This window comes from Peribacillus sedimenti, from assembly GCF_046237635.1.
Classification (GTDB): domain Bacteria; phylum Bacillota; class Bacilli; order Bacillales; family DSM-1321; genus Peribacillus; species Peribacillus sedimenti.
On sequence record NZ_CP143547.1, the window covers coordinates 3,014,890 to 3,035,496 of the forward strand.

The 20,607-nt window shown below is 39.5% G+C and carries 20 protein-coding genes; 3 read left to right on the top strand and 17 right to left on the bottom strand.

Annotated features, from left to right (window positions below; translation table 11 throughout):
• Positions 1-394: 394 nt before the first annotated feature.
• Positions 395-595: a cold shock protein CspC gene (gene cspC / locus V1500_RS14895; protein ID WP_101634077.1), complete on the top strand. Its 201-nt coding sequence runs from the start codon at positions 395-397 to the stop codon at positions 593-595.
• Between the two features lie 274 nt (positions 596-869).
• Here the strand turns inward: cspC and V1500_RS14900 are convergent, their stop codons facing one another.
• The 3 genes from V1500_RS14900 to V1500_RS14910 form a co-directional block, all read right to left on the bottom strand.
• The gene (locus V1500_RS14900) at positions 870-2,543 is read right to left on the bottom strand and encodes a ribonuclease J (RefSeq protein ID WP_409300378.1); all 1,674 of its coding nucleotides are present in this window, start codon (positions 2,541-2,543) and stop codon (positions 870-872) included.
• A gap of 526 nt (positions 2,544-3,069) precedes the next feature.
• Positions 3,070-3,432 (bottom strand): group I truncated hemoglobin, encoded by a 363-nt coding sequence (locus tag V1500_RS14905; RefSeq protein WP_409300380.1) that lies wholly within the window; start codon positions 3,430-3,432, stop codon positions 3,070-3,072.
• A 650-nt stretch (positions 3,433-4,082) separates the two neighbouring features.
• Positions 4,083-4,631 (bottom strand): GNAT family N-acetyltransferase, encoded by a 549-nt coding sequence (locus V1500_RS14910; RefSeq protein ID WP_409300382.1) that lies wholly within the window; start codon positions 4,629-4,631, stop codon positions 4,083-4,085.
• 805 nt (positions 4,632-5,436) lie between these two features.
• On the opposite strand from V1500_RS14910, the gene V1500_RS14915 reads away from it, so the two are divergent.
• Positions 5,437-7,935 (top strand): transglycosylase domain-containing protein, encoded by a 2,499-nt coding sequence (locus V1500_RS14915; RefSeq protein WP_409300384.1) that lies wholly within the window; start codon positions 5,437-5,439, stop codon positions 7,933-7,935.
• A gap of 265 nt (positions 7,936-8,200) precedes the next feature.
• On the opposite strand, the gene V1500_RS14920 is transcribed toward V1500_RS14915, so the two are convergent.
• From V1500_RS14920 to V1500_RS14930, 3 genes are all read right to left on the bottom strand, one after another.
• A complete protein-coding gene (locus tag V1500_RS14920) occupies positions 8,201-8,635 on the bottom strand; it encodes a GNAT family N-acetyltransferase (protein ID WP_409300386.1) in 435 nt (144 codons plus the stop codon).
• A gap of 218 nt (positions 8,636-8,853) precedes the next feature.
• Positions 8,854-10,086, bottom strand: a complete 1,233-nt coding sequence (locus V1500_RS14925) for an MFS transporter (protein ID WP_409300388.1) — start codon at positions 10,084-10,086, stop codon at positions 8,854-8,856.
• A 30-nt stretch (positions 10,087-10,116) separates the two neighbouring features.
• On the bottom strand, positions 10,117-11,121 hold the full coding sequence (locus V1500_RS14930; protein WP_409306005.1) for an ROK family protein: 1,005 nt from the start codon (positions 11,119-11,121) through the stop codon (positions 10,117-10,119).
• A gap of 407 nt (positions 11,122-11,528) precedes the next feature.
• Between V1500_RS14930 and V1500_RS14935 the strand changes: the two genes are divergently transcribed.
• Positions 11,529-11,837: a DUF6980 family protein gene (locus V1500_RS14935; RefSeq protein WP_409300390.1), complete on the top strand. Its 309-nt coding sequence runs from the start codon at positions 11,529-11,531 to the stop codon at positions 11,835-11,837.
• 207 nt (positions 11,838-12,044) lie between these two features.
• Here V1500_RS14935 and V1500_RS14940 read toward each other — a convergent pair whose 3' ends face one another.
• From V1500_RS14940 to V1500_RS14990, 11 genes are all read right to left on the bottom strand, one after another.
• Positions 12,045-12,917 (bottom strand): aminoglycoside phosphotransferase family protein, encoded by an 873-nt coding sequence (locus tag V1500_RS14940; RefSeq protein WP_409300392.1) that lies wholly within the window; start codon positions 12,915-12,917, stop codon positions 12,045-12,047.
• Positions 12,918-13,051: 134 nt separating this feature from the next.
• Positions 13,052-13,807 carry a class I SAM-dependent methyltransferase gene (locus V1500_RS14945; protein WP_409300393.1) on the bottom strand — a complete coding sequence of 252 codons (756 nt, stop codon included), beginning with the start codon at positions 13,805-13,807 and terminating at the stop codon, positions 13,052-13,054.
• A 110-nt stretch (positions 13,808-13,917) separates the two neighbouring features.
• Positions 13,918-14,541, bottom strand: coding sequence for a Type 1 glutamine amidotransferase-like domain-containing protein (locus V1500_RS14950; RefSeq protein WP_409300394.1), 624 nt, complete (start codon positions 14,539-14,541; stop codon positions 13,918-13,920).
• A 13-nt stretch (positions 14,542-14,554) separates the two neighbouring features.
• Positions 14,555-15,001, bottom strand: a complete 447-nt coding sequence (locus tag V1500_RS14955; protein WP_409300395.1) for an NUDIX hydrolase — start codon at positions 14,999-15,001, stop codon at positions 14,555-14,557.
• 556 nt (positions 15,002-15,557) lie between these two features.
• A complete protein-coding gene (locus V1500_RS14960; protein ID WP_409300397.1) occupies positions 15,558-16,352 on the bottom strand; it encodes a DUF817 domain-containing protein in 795 nt (264 codons plus the stop codon).
• Positions 16,353-16,448: 96 nt separating this feature from the next.
• Complete coding sequence (locus tag V1500_RS14965; protein ID WP_057775318.1) at positions 16,449-16,670, bottom strand: helix-turn-helix domain-containing protein; 222 nt, start codon at positions 16,668-16,670, stop codon at positions 16,449-16,451.
• Positions 16,671-16,680: 10 nt separating this feature from the next.
• On the bottom strand, positions 16,681-17,163 hold the full coding sequence (locus tag V1500_RS14970) for a DUF2975 domain-containing protein (protein ID WP_409300399.1): 483 nt from the start codon (positions 17,161-17,163) through the stop codon (positions 16,681-16,683).
• A 336-nt stretch (positions 17,164-17,499) separates the two neighbouring features.
• A complete protein-coding gene (locus V1500_RS14975; protein WP_409300401.1) occupies positions 17,500-18,603 on the bottom strand; it encodes a threonine synthase in 1,104 nt (367 codons plus the stop codon).
• A 117-nt stretch (positions 18,604-18,720) separates the two neighbouring features.
• Positions 18,721-18,846: an HPr family phosphocarrier protein gene (locus tag V1500_RS14980; RefSeq protein ID WP_409300403.1), complete on the bottom strand. Its 126-nt coding sequence runs from the start codon at positions 18,844-18,846 to the stop codon at positions 18,721-18,723.
• Positions 18,847-19,047: 201 nt separating this feature from the next.
• Positions 19,048-19,863 carry an alpha/beta fold hydrolase gene (locus V1500_RS14985; RefSeq protein ID WP_409300404.1) on the bottom strand — a complete coding sequence of 272 codons (816 nt, stop codon included), beginning with the start codon at positions 19,861-19,863 and terminating at the stop codon, positions 19,048-19,050.
• A gap of 109 nt (positions 19,864-19,972) precedes the next feature.
• Positions 19,973-20,548: an MEDS domain-containing protein gene (locus V1500_RS14990; RefSeq protein ID WP_409300406.1), complete on the bottom strand. Its 576-nt coding sequence runs from the start codon at positions 20,546-20,548 to the stop codon at positions 19,973-19,975.
• Positions 20,549-20,607 lie beyond the last annotated feature (59 nt).

The window sequence follows — 20,607 nt, forward strand, 5'->3', positions numbered from 1 at the left end:
CAGTAGGCAACTCTTCCCGGGACATACCTTTCTTGACGTAATGGCGGTCTGCTTATTTTTTAATTGTACGTCTGTATAAATACTGCTTGATCGGTTTCATGGTTTTTTTCTTGCTTTAGGACGTCGAACAACTTCTCTTATTTACCTGTCTCTTTACTTTATAAACCGCTTAAGATGCAGGAATAGTAACAGCTTTTAAATTGATATATATAAAAGTACTATGGCAGGATTAGCCCAATGATTTGCAATAATATCGATTTCCTGTTATGATAAACAAGAATTATTTTTGTTCGGTGTAAAGGGATAGCATTAATATAGACTTTTCGTCTTGAATCACTTTGGGCAGGCAAGGATAGTAATACATTGTGTGTGAACGCACTAGGAGGCAACAAAAATGGAACAAGGTACAGTAAAATGGTTTAATGCAGAAAAAGGTTTTGGCTTTATCGAACGTGAAAATGGGGACGATGTATTCGTACACTTTTCTGCCATCCAAAGTGAAGGCTTCAAATCTTTAGACGAAGGTCAAAAAGTAACATTTGACGTTGAGCAAGGTCCACGCGGAGCACAAGCTGCTAACGTTCAAAAAGCTTAATCTCAAATCAAACATAAAAACAGGCTATATAGCCTGTTTTTTTATGTTCTCTTTATAAATCTCTATATAAAAAACCAAAAAACCCTACTCGATGTTCGAGTAGGGACATGGTACAGGTAAAGGTAAAAAGATTTAAAGCTTAAAAGGTTGTTTACAGTATAACATACGGATTGATAGAATGCGGAATATATTCGCTATTTATTTTATTTTTAGAGTACGATCTGAGTTTTCCTTACTATTTTCTTCTTCTGAATATCATCGGGTAAACCGCTCATTAAATTCCAATGATGACAGGGATTATCATGGGCTTCCTCTTCGTTTCTGAATATAAATATTGTACCACTGATTTTTTAACCTGTTGCTTCATGACATTCCACTGCTGAACATTCGCTTCTTGTAAATCGTTTACCACCTTTGTCACTAGGCGATTAACCTTTTGGCGAAGTTCATCCGAATCCTCTTTAAAAATGAACCCACGGGAAATGATATCGGTTTCTGAAACCATTTTTTGACCGGATTTATCAATAGTCATGATAATTACCAGCATACCATCTTCGGAAAGCTGTTTCCGGTCCCTTAACACGATATCACTGACATCGTCCACACCCATTCTATCTACATACGTGTCTCCGGCGGGCACCTTTCTGGTCTGGCGGGCAACTGAGTTTTCAACATCGACGACATCACCATTTTTTATGATAAACGTATTTCCTTCCTCTACTCCAACGGATTCGGCTAACAGGCGGTGATGGTGCAGCATCCTATATTCGCCGTGAACAGGAATGAAGTACTTTGGTTTCATGATCTTAAGCATAAGCTTTAAGTCTTCCTGATAGCCATGGCCGGAAACATGCAAGCCGGTTGAACTGCCGGAGCCATAAATCACGTTCGCACGCAGTTTGAATAAGTTGTCTATGATACGTGATACATCCCGTTCGTTCCCGGGAATTGGGGAGGCTGCAAAAATCACGGTGTCCCCCGGATAGAGGGCTGCATCCCGATAGTTTCCACTAGCCAGGCGTGCAAGGGCTGCATTGGGCTCTCCCTGGCTTCCAGTACAAAGAATCGCCACCCGTTCAGGAGCCAGTTTATTGATGTCGCGTGCGTCGATGATCATCCCGTCAGGAATGTTTAAGTAGCCGCGTTCCATAGCTACGGATACCACATTAACCATGCTTCGTCCAAGCAAAGCGAGCTTGCGGCCGGTTTTTAATGCCGCATCGGCCACTTGTTGAACCCGGCTCACATTTGAGGCGAAGGTAGTAACAATGACCTTCCCTTCCGCTTTCCTGAAAGCTTCGTCCATATGTTCACCAACCATTCGCTCACCTGGGGTTAAACCTTTCCGTTCAGCATTCGTACTTTCGGATATTAAAACCGAGACGCCTTGCATTCCGATATGAGCCATTTTATGAATATCAAAACCCTGTTCATATTCAGGTGATAAATCGAATTTGAAGTCTCCTGTATGGACGATATTCCCTTCAGGAGTTTGAAAGACAATACCAAGGCAATCAGGTATGCTATGGCTCGTCCTGAAGAAGGATACGTGGATTTCACCCAATTCAAGCATCGAATCCGAATCGATCTGAATGCATGTCGTATCCGCAAGCAGCCGATGCTCTTTTAATTTCAGCTCAATCAGACCCAGTGTGAATCGTGTCGCATAAATGGGAACATTTAATTTCCTTAAAAAATAAGGAATACCGCCTATATGGTCTTCATGTCCATGTGTCACGATCAACGCACGAATTTTATCCTTATTTTCTTCTAAGTAGGTCATGTCCGGGATAATAAAATCTACGCCTAACAACGTCTCATCGGCAAACTTCACGCCGCAGTCGATGACAATGATATCGTTGGCATATTGGATTACATACATGTTTTTCCCAATTTCATTTATTCCGCCTAAGGCGATAATGGATAAGACCTTTTCTTCGGTAGTCATTTTTATATATGCACTCCCATCCAATTTAGATAGGTGTAGCATTCCCAATAGGATATTGTTTATTTCAGGTTAATCCGAAGGCTGTCACGGCATTAGGTGAAGGTGGTGCCAACACGCCCCACCAATCTGTCAGTTTTGCTCAATCAAACTGACCAAGTAGCAGCGAACTCGACAAAAACTACCTAAATACTGAATATGGTTTCTATGCTAAGTTTATCGTATAATTGTACGGGTCCTTTTTGACTGTACTTAGTCACCCTCCGTGTTTTTCATTGCTTCCAATTGCCCATTCAGACGTTGTTGCACATACAGGAATTGGCGCTCCGTTTCTTCGGCGGATATACAACCGGTCTTGGCATACGATCCTATTTGTACGGACTGTGCTGTTACCAGTTGTAAGGAAGCTTATTAGCTTCTGGTAAACATATTTATATTTCTTACTTAATAAAGTAACAACGATCTCTTTCTTCTACTTAGCTGCGTTACAGATCCGTAATTTAAAAAGCCGCGCTTAAGTACCTGTTTGTTATTTATACATTATATCGTCTCTCAATGTAGCAACTCTGCTTAATGCTCTATCTATATCTGTTTCATTTACTCCAAAATGAGCAAGGGCATCGTGAAGATGCTTTACAATAGTATCAAAATGGTGTGGCTGTATATTCATACCTTCGTGTGCTTTAGCCATTGATTTTCCTGAATACTGTTTAGGGCCTCCTAATGCAAAGCCAATAAATTTTGTTTGATGGCTTATTTGTTTTTTCATATCTGTATGTGTGAAAAAATGATTTACAGTTTCATCTTTAAGGACCAATTCTTGATAAAAATAGTTCACAACTTTGGTAATTGCTTCTTCTCCGCCAACTTTTTCATAAAGCGTTTGTTCCAATATGTACACCCCGATCTACATGTTTACTGTTGGTAGGAAATGCAGTGTTGGGGACTTCTTCCTGCTTCTGTATTTTTTTAAAAGTTAATTCCTTCCACCTAAAACGTTCCATTAACTTCCGGTTATATTATTTGTAATAACAACCTCATTATTCGGATGTGAACTGACCCTTATACAACCATCCTTTCCCAGCAGCCCATGGATCGCTAAGCCGGCAAGTCACCACAGAGTATGAAAATGAAAATGAAAATGAGAAAAAGCCGCCTATAAGACGACTTTAATGAAGGCAGGTGCTGTTGGGAGGGTTTCTGCTGCGAAATCTTTTAAAAATCCATTCATGGACTTTGGTTCGGGGTGGGCATACACAATGAATATATTCAATGAGGCTCCTCCTACTTCTATTAAAGGGCTAGGCTCCGCTTTTGTGAGCAACCTAGTCATTCAAAGAGTACCAAAACGGAACCCTCCATAAAATGTTACCCCAGCCTTCTTTTTCATTAATGCAACCACTTCTTCAACGAACTTTCACCGATAGTTCGAGCATTCAAATAGGTAAATGTACATCGTTAGTTGTATCAAATTCCTCAAACTGGCACTAACAAAACTACTAAACAAGTTCAAGAGCCGGCGAAGCACCTTTATCCTTCCTCCTACCTTCGTCCTTGAAACGATAGCCGGTGAAAGGTATTGATATACACAAACAATTCTTCTCCAGTTATCTCCCTGCAATCGGCCATGAGAGGAAGGTACATGGCATGGTAGGTTTCGGGCACCCAGATGTAGTGATGGACATACTCGGTGAGAATAAAGCCGCATGATTGCCAAAAGTGAATACGACTTCTATTTTCTGGTGTTTCTTCTGACTCTGCCTCAATAATTAATTTCTGATACCCTTCAGCAACAGCTTTCTGTCGCAGGTAATCAACAAAATGTTTCCCAAGTCCTTTGCCTCGCTCTTTTTCTGATACTGCCAAATAGTCAATGATCATAACACGGTCAGATACTAGCTTCCCTGACAGAGCCATAACAACCGGTGCCGACTCTTTGTACCCCACATGAAGCTCGGCAATTCCTCGTGCAAACATATTTTTGATGATCTTAACCGGTTTAGCCCCCTTTTCTCCAAACGCCTCCAAATAAAGACGGCTTGCGTCCGGCCAAAGTTCATCATCCCAACTGCCAACGGTTTTAATTTTCATATGGATTTCTCCCATCTAAGCTGCTGTTCCCAGTTTACACCAAATCCCTGCAATTTACATGGCTCTATGACTTGTGAATAAATTTAACCAACTAAAACAATTTGGCAACTAACTTTATAGATAGAATTGGTGACGTAATTGCACCATTAGTAAGCCTAATGCTAATTATTCATTGCCTATTCCTTCTCCAATAACCTGCCTTTCCTGAACATTTGTCTGTCTGTTATCGCACTCAACTACCGGACTGTACCTTAGCTATATACAAATTAAGGAAGTAGTTAACAGGTCAATAATCAATTAAAATTAGGCTAGGCAATTTCGAACATATGGTTAAGTTGGTTTAGCCTTTGCCTGATTTATTTGGTTATATGTAATGTGATTTGGTTTTTCATAAAGATGGTACAATTACTATTTAGTTTTGCTTATAAATTTCCACCTCTCTTGTTAAATGAATCATGCTATTCTTGTTAGGATGGTTTGCAGCATAATTCTTTACGTTAGGTGAAATGTTCGCATAGAGTTTTCACTGTACAGTTTTTAGCTTTACCCGCTACAATGATATTTCCCATCTTATTTTTGGAAGAATATTCAAGTGTTTGTTACACTGAATCTATCAAATCCTTATGAAGGGCCGACGCCTCACACTTCTCCGGCTGGTCATCGTCATGGAGAAACGGTCCTTGGTAAAAAATGTAAAAAAATGTATATTTTCAAGTACCTCGCTAGTTCCGATACCTGGAGGTTGAAAAGAAGTATATGGTTAACATGACCACTTATGGTAGTCAGTTCGAGAGGGGATTTAGAAATGAGTTTTTTAATTAAAGTTTTTTTAGTTCCACTGGCATTTTTCCTAAAAATTCATAAAAGTCTTCTTTCTGAGATTTTCTTCATACTAAGCAGTTTCGCCATTATTACTTTGTTGATTTATCTGTGGAAACTCTTATCTAAGTGGCAGAAAGAATACTCAGGAAACAAATGGGCGAGATGGGGGTTGCGTCTAGTACATAGCGTTATAATTGTGTATACTCCCATTTGGATCCTTGGGACCATAGGCCATATAGGTGCAGTAGTGGTGATTGCTGCATCAGATAAACCAGACAACCAACTGAGCGAATTTATCTTGGAAGATGAGGAAATCCAGAAGGAATTTGTGAACGTACACATCTATGATGGAAAAGGCAACCCAGTTTATACCGTAATCAATGATAGTGTAAACAGGGAGAGCGTTTCTTTAGATGAAGTGCCAACCGTGATGCAAAACGCATTCGTAAATGTAGAAGACAAAGATTTTTATTCGCATGCCGGAATTTCGGTTAAAGGTTACGTACGTGCCTTCTTTAATAATACCTTCAACCCTTCAGGCGGAAAACAAGGTGGAAGCACACTTACACAGCAGTTAATTAAAAACGCACAAAAGCATATACAAAACAGGAATTTTCTTCATAAATATCAAGAAGCTGCGTTATCCGTCCTGATTGAAAGTAAATATGATAAAAATGAAATTCTTGAAATGTATCTAAACAGAATTTACTTGGGAAATGGCATATACGGAATCGGAACCGCCTCCAAGTATTATTTTAACAAGCATGTTTCCGAATTGACTTTACCAGAGATCGCTTATCTCGCCGGCCTTCCCCAAGCTCCTACTAATTACACGCAAAACCTGACGCTTGGCAATCAGAGAAAAAACACTGTTCTCTCTGTTCTTGAAAAGGAAGAAACCATTACGCCTAACCAGCGAAAAAAAGCATCGCAGCAAAATGTGGCTTTCGTTTCCCGCCCCGTCATCAAACCATCGTCTCTTGATGCCTATGTGGACGCAGTATTGAAAGAATCCAAAGAACTGTACGGACTGACGGAAGATGACCTAAAACATAAGGGATATCACATTTATACTTATTTAAATACGGATCTGCAAAACCAAATGTACCGAACTGCTCAATCGTTTTCCTTTAAGGATAACAATGCAGCCACAGGGAAAATCGTACAGCCCGGCATTGCGGCCGTCGATTCGAACAGCGGGAAACTGATTGCCGTGTACGGAGGGAAAGATTTCGTCCGAAAAAAGGACCATAACCGGGCCATGTCGAGGTATCAGCCAGGCTCCATCTTAAAACCACTGGTTACCTATGGACCTGCCTTTGAAAGCAAAAAGTGGAATCCTTTTTCAAAAGTAATGGACAAACAGACCACCTTTGGCAACTATTCGCCGAAAAACGCCGGAAATGTCTATGAAGGTTCCATCTCCATCGAACGGGCCCTTATACGATCCGCGAATATCCCTGCCGTAGCTGTCTTAAAGGATATTGGAGTGGAAACAGGGATTCGCACATTGGAAAAGATGGACATCCCCATTGATCATAAGGATAAACAATTGCACATCGCATTGGGCGGCATGGAAAAAGGTGTGACCCCGGTAGAAATGGCGCAAGCCTATGCAACTTTCCAAAACTTTGGCTATTTCGAACCCGCTCGGGCGATCAAATACATTAAGGACCACAAAGGAAATTTCGTCGTAAAAACTCAGGAAGAAAAGGAAGGAACCGATATTTTTTCTGCAGAAAACGCCTATCACATGACCGAACTCTTGAAGAAGGTTATCACGGACCCGGATGGAACAGGCAGAAATGCTAATATCGGCCGTCCGGTAGCCGGCAAAACGGGAACAGCTGAAGAAAAAGGAACACCGGGCAACCGTTCAGCATGGTTTGTCGGATACACTCCGGGAATAACCATGGCCATTCACCTGGGCTTTGACCAACCAGGCAAAGAACGGTACTTAACCACGACCGGCGGCGGGGATCCCGCCATATTATTCTCGGCAATTATGAAAAAGGGCTTAGCCCATGTACCAGTGAAAGATTTTCAAAAGCCATCCGACGTCACATCCTTATTCGCTGGCCCTAAATTGGAAAAGGTGAAAGGGTTGGAAGCTGAATACGATTCTGACAAACAACATGTATCCTTACAGTGGGAAGCTTCCAGTTCTTCAGGCGGGATTGTCTACAAAATATACCGAAAAGGATCGGATGGAAAAGATATAGAAGTAGGCGAAACGACCGAAACGCATTTTGCTGATGATAAACTGACATTGAAGACAAAACCGGAAATTATACCCGAGGATAGCGGCTGGACGGAAAAATTAACACTGTTTGTAAAGAACGCTTATTCCACAACAAAAGATTTAGTCAGGGAAAAACGTTCTTACTATGTAGTCGCCACATATCAAAACAAGCAGGCGGAAGCTTCAGATGAAATATCCCTTTCTGTTCCAAAAGTCGATGCCGTTGAAGCAGCAAATTAAAAAAGCCTCTTATCTGGCCATTCAGATAAGAGGCTTTTTTCACTTTTGATGCAACGGATAGGACATTCCATCACTTATTCCCTCTTTCTAATTTTCTTCTTATTTTACTGTCGTAATGCCATTGCATTTAAGAAAAAGATCCGATTGGCGGATACTCCTTTTATTGGTCTTCGATTTTACTTCAATACAGGAATGTAGACCTCTTAGAACAACAAGAAAATATCCACCACATCATTCAAACCTTTAAATAAGGTGAATTCGGATATTAGTCATAGTGAGACAGCAGCTTAACAAAGTATTTAGGGGATTCTGTAAACCCTTGCCGAATATAAAACCTGTGTGCATCTATCCTTCTTGAATGGCAATGCACCTCGATTCTATCGCAATTTCTTTTGTTAGCTAAGTCAGAGCAATATTCTTCAATCTTACGGCCAATTCCCTTACCTCTGATATGTGTATCAACAGCAAAATAACTTATTCTGGCGAAATCTCCTTTAACAGCTAATTGAGGTATAAAGTGAATTGAAATTAACGCTACAACCTGGTTTTCTTCATCATAAACCAATAATTCCTCATTGGGGTCCATAATAAGTGTTTCTATTTTTTCTTTCATAAAAGTTTCCGTATCAGGATAGTCCAGCTGGCTCAAAAGCAAAGATATTCCCTTCCAATCATCAATATTCGCTGCTCTAATCCCCACTTGTTTCCCTCCATTATTATGGAATTATTAATTCCTAAAAGGAATTTCCGTAACCTGCCCCTTTTGTTTTCTTTAAAATCAGATTCTTGCCTGACATCAGCATACAGCCTTCTGTCAATCGCTGCTAAGAATTCTTTTATGTCTCCACCACTTCTGGTTAATCATTTGGATTCACCTTACCCGCTTCCTATATATTCTTTTTATGAAGGCTCACCTTATTACCATACTGTTGAGTTTGTTTCTTTCCTGTTTACTATTTGTTCCTTTTTCAATAGGCTATTTAATTTTTCTGAACTTAGGAACATTACTGCAACAAAAACAACAATACAAAACGGGAAGATTGCAATTGTTGTTTGAGATGCGATGAAACCAAGAAGAGGAGGCATAAAGGTACTGCCTGTGTAAGCAACGGCCATCTGATATCCCATAATTGTCTGGGAATGCTTCTTCCCAAAGCGTGTTGGCGTGTCATGCAGCATACTCGGGAATATCGGTGCCAATCCAAATCCAACCATTATAAAACCTATAAGCGAGAAAGTCGGTGGCAATGGCAGGAATAAAAGTGCTGCTCCGGCTAATGCAATTACTTGCCCCGCCCGAATGAGGGCGAGATTATTCATTGTAAAGGTAATAAAACCGGTAATAAATCTGCCAATTGTGATTCCGGCGTAATATAAGGAAACCCATTGTGCAGCAACTGCTGCCGGCAAATCCTTAACTTTTACCAAAAAGCTGCTCCCCCAAAGACCCATTGTGGCTTCAACCCCACAATAAAACAAAAAGGATATCAGAGCCAGTTTAACTCCTTTAACTTGCAGGGGTTTTAGATTTTCAGTATCGTCTTTATAAGGTACACCTTTTGGATCTTCCGGGACTTCGTTTAAGGCGATCTTGCTGTTTTCAGGCCCTTTGTTCCATAAAGGCAATGTAAACAATAGGATGAATGCTAACACAAATTGAACGCCTGAAATTGCAAAATATCCACTGCTCCAGGAGTGTTGACCTGAAATATACTGTGCCATTATGACAGGGCCAAGAGTAGCTCCAACTCCCCAAAAACTATGTAACCAACTCATATGATGTGCTTTGTAGTGTGTTGCTACATAATCATTTAATCCCGCATCAATAGCTCCGGCACCCAATCCAAGAGGTATGGCAAATAGAAATAACCAGATAATCCCCGGAGCAAAATAAAATCCAAGCAAAGCACCTGCAGTCATTAAGGTACTGACAAATGTTATCTTCCCCGTCCCAAACCGTTTCAGGAGCTTTCCACTAACTAAACTCGAGATAATGGTACCGCCCGAAACTGTCATAAATACCAATCCGGCAGTCTCAAGCGGGGCATTAAAGTCTGATTGCATCACAGGCCACGCTGCTCCCAGCAATGAATCTGGTAAACCCAAGCTGATAAAGGCCAAATAAATAATCACTAAAAGGAATGTTGCCATATTTCAACCTCGCTGCTTTTTAGATTTTTACTATTTTGTAGCATTCAACATAAGACCTAGTCCCAGCCTTTGTAATCCATATAAATAATCTTGTTTCCAATCACTTATTGTAAGGTCTGGAAGATGTTCTGATGGGATATATTTGGAGCTCGCTATGGCGATTTTATCTACTATTGATTCTTCGACTTCATCTCTGCAAAAAATGATGGTATGTGGGTTAATGAAAGCCGTAATCGAGGCTACTAATCTGCTGAATGCATCAATCTGATCCTCTTGAGAGATTAGCAGGTCTTTAGGTCCATTTCCGTTTTCCAATGCTTGCCCGAAATTCCGGTCATTATACTGAGGGACGAAGGAGACCTCTCCCGCGAAATATGTACTTCCTCTCACAACATCTCCATTGATCATAAATCCTGCACCAGGACCATTTTGGCCGGAATACAAATATACTAGTGATTGATTCTCCTTGATCCCCCTATTATGGTGATATCCGAGAACAGCAGCATTCATATCGTTCTCCACCACGACAGGTATTGAAAAATGATCCTCATAGAATCCTTTTACATCAATATTTTGAAATTGTTCATAACCTGGTATATAAAAAATCCGCCCATGATTAACAGAACCAGGAACTCCGATTGCGATAGAACTGATTTTTGGAAATGCAGTTATTAATTTTTCAATGTACGAAGTTAATAGGTGTAAACCATCCTGGGCTAATACACTCGGTTCTTTTCCTTGTACCTTTACTTCTCCCAAACAATTAAAAATTGTATAATTCGTCTCAGTTCGCTCTAAGAAAATTGCCAGGCCCAGCATATGCTCAGGATTGTATGTATATCTTTTCGCCCTTCTCCCTCCACTTGATTCATCCAAACCGAGTGAAATAATTTCCCTATCCTTCTCCATCTGCGACAGGAACTTACTTATGGTCGGGAAACTAATTCCTAATTTATCGCTAAGTTCCACTTTGGTTGCACTTCCAAGTTCTAAAAGAGAAGAACGAATTCCACTCAGGATTACCTTTTTCATCATTTTAGGAGTTGCATTCACAGATATCACCACCTATTAATCAGACTTATTTAACAACTTTAATAAGTATCGTTTAAAAAAACTTATTAAAAATCTTTAATAAGTTTTATTGATAACATATCAAAAAAAATTTTCAAATACAATGCTTTCCTTCTTAAACTAAACAGCCTCTTTAGTTGAAGAATGGAAAGAGCCACCCAGAGCGACCTAAAAGCTGCTATGGATTTTCGAATTAACATTGCGCGGATGGACACAATCACGCCGGAAATGAATTATCTACACTGTCGCTCTTTTACAAAATGGCTTAAAAAAATATGAATATCAAAAGGGCAGCCATACTGGTTGTTCTAACCGATCTGTCTTACATATAATATGTATAATGGAACAAAAATGGATGTATCGGAGGTACTATGAAGAAACAACATTGCTGTGAAGTTATGACAAGCCAGGTTAATCATGTCTGCGAGGTACATGATAATCCGTTTGATTGCCCGGACCATCTTGTATACTATAACGAAATTTTTGATGAATATAGCCTAATTATTCATGATGGCGGGTCGTCCACATTCAAAATTGATTACTGTCCTTGGTGTGGGATAAAACTTCCTGAATCAAAGAGGGATTTATGGTTTGCAACGTTAGAAACCATGGGTTTCGAAAGTCCGTTTTCACAGGATATACCGCAAGACTTCTATTCTGATAAATGGTATAACAAATAGTCTTTATCTCTTTCCGATAAAGACTTTTTTTTGTTATAATACCTACCTCCCGCCATCTCTTTTAAGCGCAAATTCATAGGGAACGTATTTTATATATAAAGCCATTATCATACTTTAATGACAAATTGCTAAACCACGTATCCATTGAAGGCAAATAAAGCCGTATATCCTCCTTAGATTAACGGACACTATACTAATGCCGCACACTCATTTTTTGTAATCTTCGACTATTGTCCAAATAGTATTGTATGCTTCATGTGCTTCCACTTTACCTGAATTTTTATGAGCATCATAAGTGATCAATGCCTTCCACAGAGCCCACCCTCTTGCCCTGCTCCATGTTCCTTCATCCATATTTATTTCATTCTTAAACACTTTTCGGCTGGTATCATCAAAGAAAGTCCAAGCCATTGCTGCATCACAGGCAGGGTCTCCCACTCCCAATATGCCAAAGTCAATTACCGCACTGAGTTTTCCATCCTTCACCAATAAATTACCTGGTGCTATGTCACCGTGCACCCATACAGGCTCTAATTCCCACTTAGTAGCTAAGGCCAAGCTCCATATTTCAGCCAATAACTTTCCGTCAAAAGTGCCTTTATTGCTGTCAATGGCATTTTGGGTTTCCTTATCGTAATAGGTTAATGACCCACCTCTATAAAAATTATGCTCGCCAGCAACCGGTCCTCCCTTAGCATCAATGGCCTGCAGCTCATTTAGAAATGAACCGAGGTCTTTTGCAAGATGATTGAGATCATCAATGTTGTCGTACGACAGGGTATCTCCTTCAAGCCACTTGTAGACGGACCAGGACCAAGGATATTCTTCATTTGGATTTCCTTTTGCTATAGGAGTAGAAATTTGCAAGGAAAGTTTTTCTGTCAAAACAGGAAGCCACTTGTGTTCTTTTTCCACTTGTGGAGCATAGCCCGCTGCACTAGGTAACCTTACACTCATTTGATTACCTAAATGAAATGTTCGATTATCATTTCCACCCTTTTTTACAGGTTTGATATCTAAATGAGACCATTCTGGAAATTGTTCGTTTATTAGTCTTTTTACTAAATCGGTATTGATCATCCTTAATCCCCTTCATTCCAAATTTTTATTCTTCAAATCTATTCTTCCCTCAACTTAAAAATCCTTTTTGAGCTAACTGAGCCTCATAGTTCAATAAGTAAAATAAGCTGCCAAAAGCAGCTCCGTTTTTCAGGTCATCTTTTTATGGCTTTTATGATCATAGTTGTTGGGAATTTTCTTGCCTTAAATAATGAATAATAGCGTTCCGAATATTCCTCTTCTATTAAATCAAAATCAGCTGATACATCACTTTCTATAACACAGTCAATTGTAAACCCTGCTTTAATTAATTCATTGATGTAGGTACTCATCTTTCTTTTAGGAATGACCACCGGAGCGTCTTCACCCTTAAATTTGGGATATGTAATTGTCCCTTCTTTCTGGTAACAGCCATCAAGGATGATCTGGCCGTTCCGGCTAACCATATGGGGATATAAGGGGTGATCCCAACTAAATATAAAGTTGCCCCCATTCTTTAAATACGAATAGATAAGCTCAAATGTGGCTGATAGATCAGTCGTCCATCCAATTGCATAAATGGAATAGACTATGTCAAAATATTGCTTTGGCAGCCCTATATCTTGTTCCATCGGTGCACAGAACAAATGAGGCTCCCGGTTCATTAGAGTTTCTTCTGCTGTCTTTATTTGGGTCTGTGACAAGTCAACTCCCCACAATTCCCTAGCTCCATGTTCCGCCATATAACGTAATGAATGTCCGCTTCCACAGCCAATATCCAGGACCTTTTTCCCTGACACCTCTTCAAACAGCCTTAACTCCTGTTCCGTTTGCGCAAAAGGGCCATAACTGGGTAAGGAATCCTTTCCATTAAAATGAGGGGCTACTAGATCCCAGCTCTTTTTATTTTGTTGTAAAATTTCATTCATCATTTTATCCCTCCACTATATATTGCTCTTATCACCAATTAACCTTACTTTTGTGGAACATGAAAAAAGCCGCCGAATCGCAGCTCCACATCCAAAACTCATATAACCCTCATTCAATAAGAGCCATTACTAACAATTAAAGATTGATCATCCTTAAGCCTTGTAACCGAACAATTATTCTTATTCTCAAAATTTTTCAACCTGTTTTCTATTGTTCTGCCTAAGCGGTCCGGAAATAAATCCTCCCTGTCATAATGTGGAAAAATTAGTTTTTTTGTTAGACATGCAGCTGTTAAATCTTTTATACCAACACTGTTCATGTCAGGTGTGAAAAAATCGACAACAGCTATGCTTTGTCCCAGGATCATTGCGCCGGCGCTTACTCCTACAAAAACAATATCCTGTTTAGCCATTTTTTTAAAAAGTGTATCTGTACCACTTTTCTTCAGATGATAAAGCAAATAATAAGGATTTCCTCCGTTTATATAGATAACCTCATTATTTTCCAGTAAATCGGGAGAGTCGAACTCTATATCAATAAAATCGGCCTTGCTGAAACCCATCGAAAGCAAATCTTCTTTAGCCTTAATTGCAAATTTATTGTTATGTTTTTCTCTTGAGGCAGTGGTGATGATGGAAGCCGATTTATTTAATATGAAGCCATTGATAAGCTGCATAAATTGTCTTTTAATTTCATCGGTATAAAATCCATTTGAAGTTAATAAAATCCTGCACAATCTACACCCAACCTTATATTATTTGCAAAGCGATTTGCTCGTTTTCCTTGCCGTTGAATTCCACATAAAACGGATGAAGCTCCTCGTTTAAACAATACTCAATTCTTTGTCTGAAGTTTTTCCAAGTGACCATTTGAAGAGCGTCCTTTACTGGAAAAAAACCCACTTCTAAACTCTCCGGGCTGGCAGTGGGGGTTCCACCAATGGACCTGCCCAAAAATAATGTATTACAAATGGACCGATCGACATTTTGAAAGATTCCACAAAATTTTAAAACCTCAATATCTATACCGGATTCTTCCTTGGCTTCCCTGATTGCTGCTTCTTTAAGGGATTCACCTTCCTCAACCTGTCCGCCAGGGATTTCCCACCCTCTCTTTGGGCCTTTAATCAGTAATATTTCTCCCTCGTCATTTAAAACAATTGTAGCCGCAGAAACAATGTGTTTAGGTATTGACATTGTATTTCCTCCGTTGCTATGTGTATTTATTGCTTTACATATTCCTTCGAACTTTTAAATAAAATATTCTACATTTTTTTCCAATATCCTTCTTAAACTGGCATGAATCACTACAATACGAAAAAAGAACTGTCACCAAACAGCTCCGGACTTTCACTTATGCACCTTTTAGTAAAGCAATATTTTGTTTGACGCTAATTGTTTTCCTTATAAGGCTTTTTTAGTAATGCCATTATGTTTACTTTACCGGTTATTAAGAAAAGAATCAGAAACAGCTTTTTACAATCCTCATTCTTATTTATGTGTTCGGTATATTAAATCCATTTGCCCTTGCTGCATTTGGATACCAGCTTAAGGTTTGTCCCATCTTCAATCTCAAGCTTAAACATCATCGCTTGTCCAATAATCATGTTAAAACAATTTGCTGTTTGCTGGTTGGGATTTTGTTTCAAACTGACCATTAGCTGAAAAAAAGAAGCCACCTCTTATTGGCAGCTCACATTGTAACACGTGCTGAAAGTGCTAGGGATCCGAATTTTCAATGCGTTCTTTACAGTTATAAAACATTGTGACTGGTATCCATCCTATTGGCCTCTGCTCCCTTAACCTGCTTTAACGTCGCTACAATAAGAAAACTGACGATCACCAATAATAGCCAGGAACTCACTTTTCCCAGATGGACAAGACTCCATGCATCGGTTTGGTTTGGATATTCCCAAGCCCCAAAGAACGTTGCGATATTTTCGGCAATCCATATAAAAAATCCGATGAGCACGAAAGAAAGTGCGAGCGGCATTCGGTATCGAGTTCCATTGACTTCGTAGGTTACCCATGATCGCCAGAAAACGATGATTACAGCTCCAGATAAAAACCAACGAACGTCAATCCAATAATGGTGGGTGAAAAAATTCACATAAATCGCAGCTGCAAGCGTTACAACTGCCAAAAACGGAGGCCATTTAAACAGTTCCACCTTTAACCTCCTCCACGCCTGGCAAAGATAACTCGCTACACTTGCGTACATGAATCCGCTATATAAAGGAACTCCAAAAATCTTGAAATATCCTTCCTCTGGATAAGACCAGGAACCCATATGTACCTTGAAAAGTTCGAGAGCAAGTCCAATTAGGTGAAACAATGTGATTACCTTTAGTTCATCACGTGTTTCAAGCCCAGAACGCACCATCCGCCACTGCATCAGCAGGCAGATGATGAGCAGCCAGTCATACCGCGGCAGCAATGGAAGCGGCAGGATTTTTGTCAGAGCCAAAGAGGCAAAAATAACGGCAGGAAACAAACATGACAGGGCCTGCTCCCGGCCAAATCGAACAAGTTGTTTTATAGCTCTCATGATTTATGCCTCCGCAAAGGTTTTTTCTGAAGTATGCAAATCCTGCTTAATGGATTGTGGCCAATCGTATAGGTAAACCCCCAGATTCCCAATTTATTAATCCTGGGTGTCTTCATCACTCCGGTATTCTAAAATATCTCCCGGCTGACATTCTAAAGCCTTACAAATTGCCTCTAAAGTAGATAATCGAATTGCCTTTGCCTTTCCATTTTTCAATATAGAAAGGTTGGCCATCGTTATTCCAACCCTTTCCGAAAGTTCTGTTACGCTCATTTTCCTTTTAGCCAGCATCACATCAATATTGATTATAATCGCCATGTCATTCACCTCAGACCGTTAAATCATTTTCAGATTTTATATCAATGGCTTCTTCTAAAAGTTTCTGGAGAACAGCCGCAAATACTGCGATGACCATCGAAGCAAATGGAACAACTAATCCGACAAAGATAACACCCGGAGCGTCATCTTTCTCCGCAAAGAGATAGAACAGTGGCAAAACTAGTACATGTAAACTACTGATTGTGATTGCACAGTATTTGATTTTATTTAAACCTCTTACAGATAATTCTGAGAAAGCTTTGTTTTTGTCAATATAGCGCAAAAGTTTGAAAGCCTGATACAAAGCAAAGTAAAAAGCTAGTGCTGACGCATAAAAAACAATGAAAACTAGATATTTTATATAAGCAAACCCTGGAAGCAATTCCGCTGCAACATTTCCAATTTCAGGAACCAAAAAAATGCACAAAGCAAAAATCGGAATTCCAATAAGAATAACAACTATCTTTAAAAACAGCGTTGACACTCGCTTCATAAACGCACCTCACTTATTTATTGTCAATTTTAATGTATCATGGTGTTTATCGATTTACAATAAAAAAATATTGATTTTTATTAATTACTTATTGAGATTTTGATATCATTTTCATTTTCAGACAATAAAAAAGCATTTCTCGTTTACAGAGAAATACTTTACAGTCCAATACTGTCCATTCATGTTGTGAAATCGACTATTTAGTGAAAATCGGGGTTCTAGACTCCTGCTAAGTTTTATTATGATCATTGCCGAATTGTCTTTTACTCCAGTTCCTTTGCTAAAACAAAAAAGCAGTAGCTGTGTTTGAAGAACTGCCACTATTTATTATTACATTTAATTTGATTTAAGACCTGCACCACATAATGGAATTATAATTTTTTCTTCTGGTAGCTTTTTGTATTTTAAGTATCCTGCATAGTTAGCCGCGGTTGTCACCTCAACATAAAATCCTTTTTCAGCTAGCATACTTCGTGCACCCAGTATTTCATGTTCTTCAATTTCAATGAATATGCCATTTGTTTCATGTACAGCTGTTAAAATTTGTTTGGATCGTGCTGGTGCTGCCACTGCTATACCTTCTGCTAAAGTACCATTATTTGTGACAGGTTCAGCCACTGCTTTTCCCTTTCCGTAAGCATTCACAAGCGGTGCACAGTTCGCTGCTTGGATGGCTATAATTTTTGGCATCTTTTTTATTAATCTGTTTTCAAACAGCTCTTGGAAGCCATAGAATGCACCAAGTAAAAGTGTACCATTGCCCACAGGTATGATTAATGAATCTGGCACTCCCTTTAATTGCTCAAAAATTTGATAAGCGTACGTTTTTGTTCCTTCAAGGAAGTATGGATTATACACATGGCTCGCGTAAAACACTTTTTCTTGATCTACCGCTTTCTGCGCTGCAGCTGCAACATCCTCTCGAGTGCCATGGATTTCTTTCACCGTGGCACCGTGTGCTTTTACTTGCGCAACCTTTTTAGGCGATGTTTCATCACTCAGATAAATGTCACAAGAAATGTTACAGCGAGCTGCATAAGCGGCTATCGCAGTTCCTGCATTGCCACTGCTGTCGGCAATGACCTTTGAAACTCCTAATTCTTTAGCCTTCGCCATTAAAACAGCTGCTCCCCGATCTTTAAATGATAATGTGGGCATCATATAGTCCACTTTTACATATGAATTTGGCTCCAGTGGATTTAGGATGATTAAAGGAGTCTGGCCTTCACCCATTGTGACTTCTTCCCACGTGTTAGAATCTTTTGCGAATGGCATGGTTTCAAAATATCGCCATAACGAGTTCGGATAGTTGTCCCAGGCTGCAATATCGATTTTTGGCGTATTTTTCATTATATCTAATACGCCGCCGCACCCACATTTCCATAAGACTGCTGTAATATCATGCTTATTACCGCAACTGCTACAAAAGTATTGTTCCATTTATCTTATCGACCCCTTCTAATATTCTTATAGGAAAGGTGGCAGTGTTGCTCCAATCTAAACATCCGCTTCCCCAGGAACAACTAAAAACAATACAACCATTATAGATTTTACATTTCATGCTCGCCCCTCATAAGCAAGCATGATTTCAGAACTGAATTTGCCTGCCGTCTGAACTAACTTAGTACCTGATCCAGCATGAATACCGTCTTTGCTATGAATCTTTATAGATTGTTGTACCACAAAAATTTATCTCCTATGGTCCCTGTGGTGTCATTATCTAAAGAGTCTGTGACTTCAGATTCCGGCACTATCACTGCATACAGCAAAAGCAATACTTAAGAACAATAAAGAAAAAAGCCGCCAAATATGGCCGCAGTATCTTAAAAAATCTTTATTGTGTAACAAGAAAGAGATTTCTAGTTTTAAAGTTATATGCCATACTTATTCTGAATAATACTTACCGGAATTACGGAAATGTTCAGCAAGAAAAGAATTAACTTCTTCTGGAGTTTCGAGTGCCAGAGAGTGGCCCGAGTTGGCAATGACTTTACACACACCATTTCTTACTGTGACTGCAATGTTGTTCGACTGTTCAACCGTATAGGCATGATCTTCAGCTCCTGCAATCGACAAAATCGGAACTTCCACTTCATTTAGTTCACCCAGGACTCGTTTGCGATGAACCACCTGATACGCAGCATCACCGATCGTGCGATCCAAACCTTCTATGTGATCCTTCCAGTAATTGAGTTCATTCGCAAAAGACGGATCTTCAAGTGACGTGTCTCCAAACATAATGTATATCAAAGTTTGGGACATGGGCTTTCCTCCATAATTCTGTAGATGCTCAACAATTGGCTGAAATTCATCTATTTTATATTCTTCTTCAGCGGATGTCCCCAGGACTGTACATGAAATAAGAAGTTCTGGATGCCTTGCAGCCAGACGCAAAGCAATGAAGCCCCCCATAGAGTTACCTACAAAATGACAAGGACCTAAAGCTAGCTCTTTAATAAGTGCTGCCGCATCCTCTGTCAATGTATCCAAATCAAGCATGTCCAACGTATCTCTAGCACTTTTTCCTTGCCCCCGATGATCATAACAAATGACTCTGTATTCACCAGCAAACCGTTCCACTTGTTTATGAAACATTCGGCTATTAAAGAATAATGAGTGACTGAAAACCAAGGCTGGTGCATCTTTTGGACCGCTATCTTGGTAGTAAAGCGTAGTTCCGTTTACATCAATGAACGGCATGAATGAGCCTCCTTAAATAATATTAGTATTCACACTTTCCAGATCACTTCATCATGGGATTCAAAAGGTAGAAATCAAAGGGTGATAAAATTCAATATGTTTTTTATCTTCATTTCTGTGCTCTCGCTGATGCTGTCAGATCAGTGATTTTATCATCTGTAATCTGAAATCCATGGCATCCAAGCAAAAATGTTTTAAAGGACTCAGGGATCAGCCTTGATTCATACGCACATACTCCTAAAACCGGCAATTCATCAAGCATCTCGTGAGCTTTTTCCTCAAACTCTATGAGCGAGCAAATTATTTCATCTTCATCCCGCCATTCCACATGACCCCATGTTCGAACCGGTACACCACTTTCAAAAAAAGGGTGGAGCTTTCTCTGAAAATGCTCAAATATAGTAGGCGGATGGAAATTGCCTTCCGAGAAATAAAAATCAAAATTATTCACGTGATAGATATGGGCCAATCGGTTTTCAGGCAATATGGTTTGCAGCGAACGATAGATAACCGGATAAAGCCTGTCATTCTCCAGAAATATCACATGTCCTTCGTCCTGCACTCCTGCAGATGCATAAGCAACGGCATTCTCAATATATTTCTGAATGTCCTCAAAATAATAAAAAATGTGTCCCTTTTTAGACACTGGCAGCATATTGGAATATTCAATCATTTTATTATTCACATTTCATTCGCTCCCTTGTTATTCGATTGTAAAAACTAGTTTTGATAATATTTTTAATT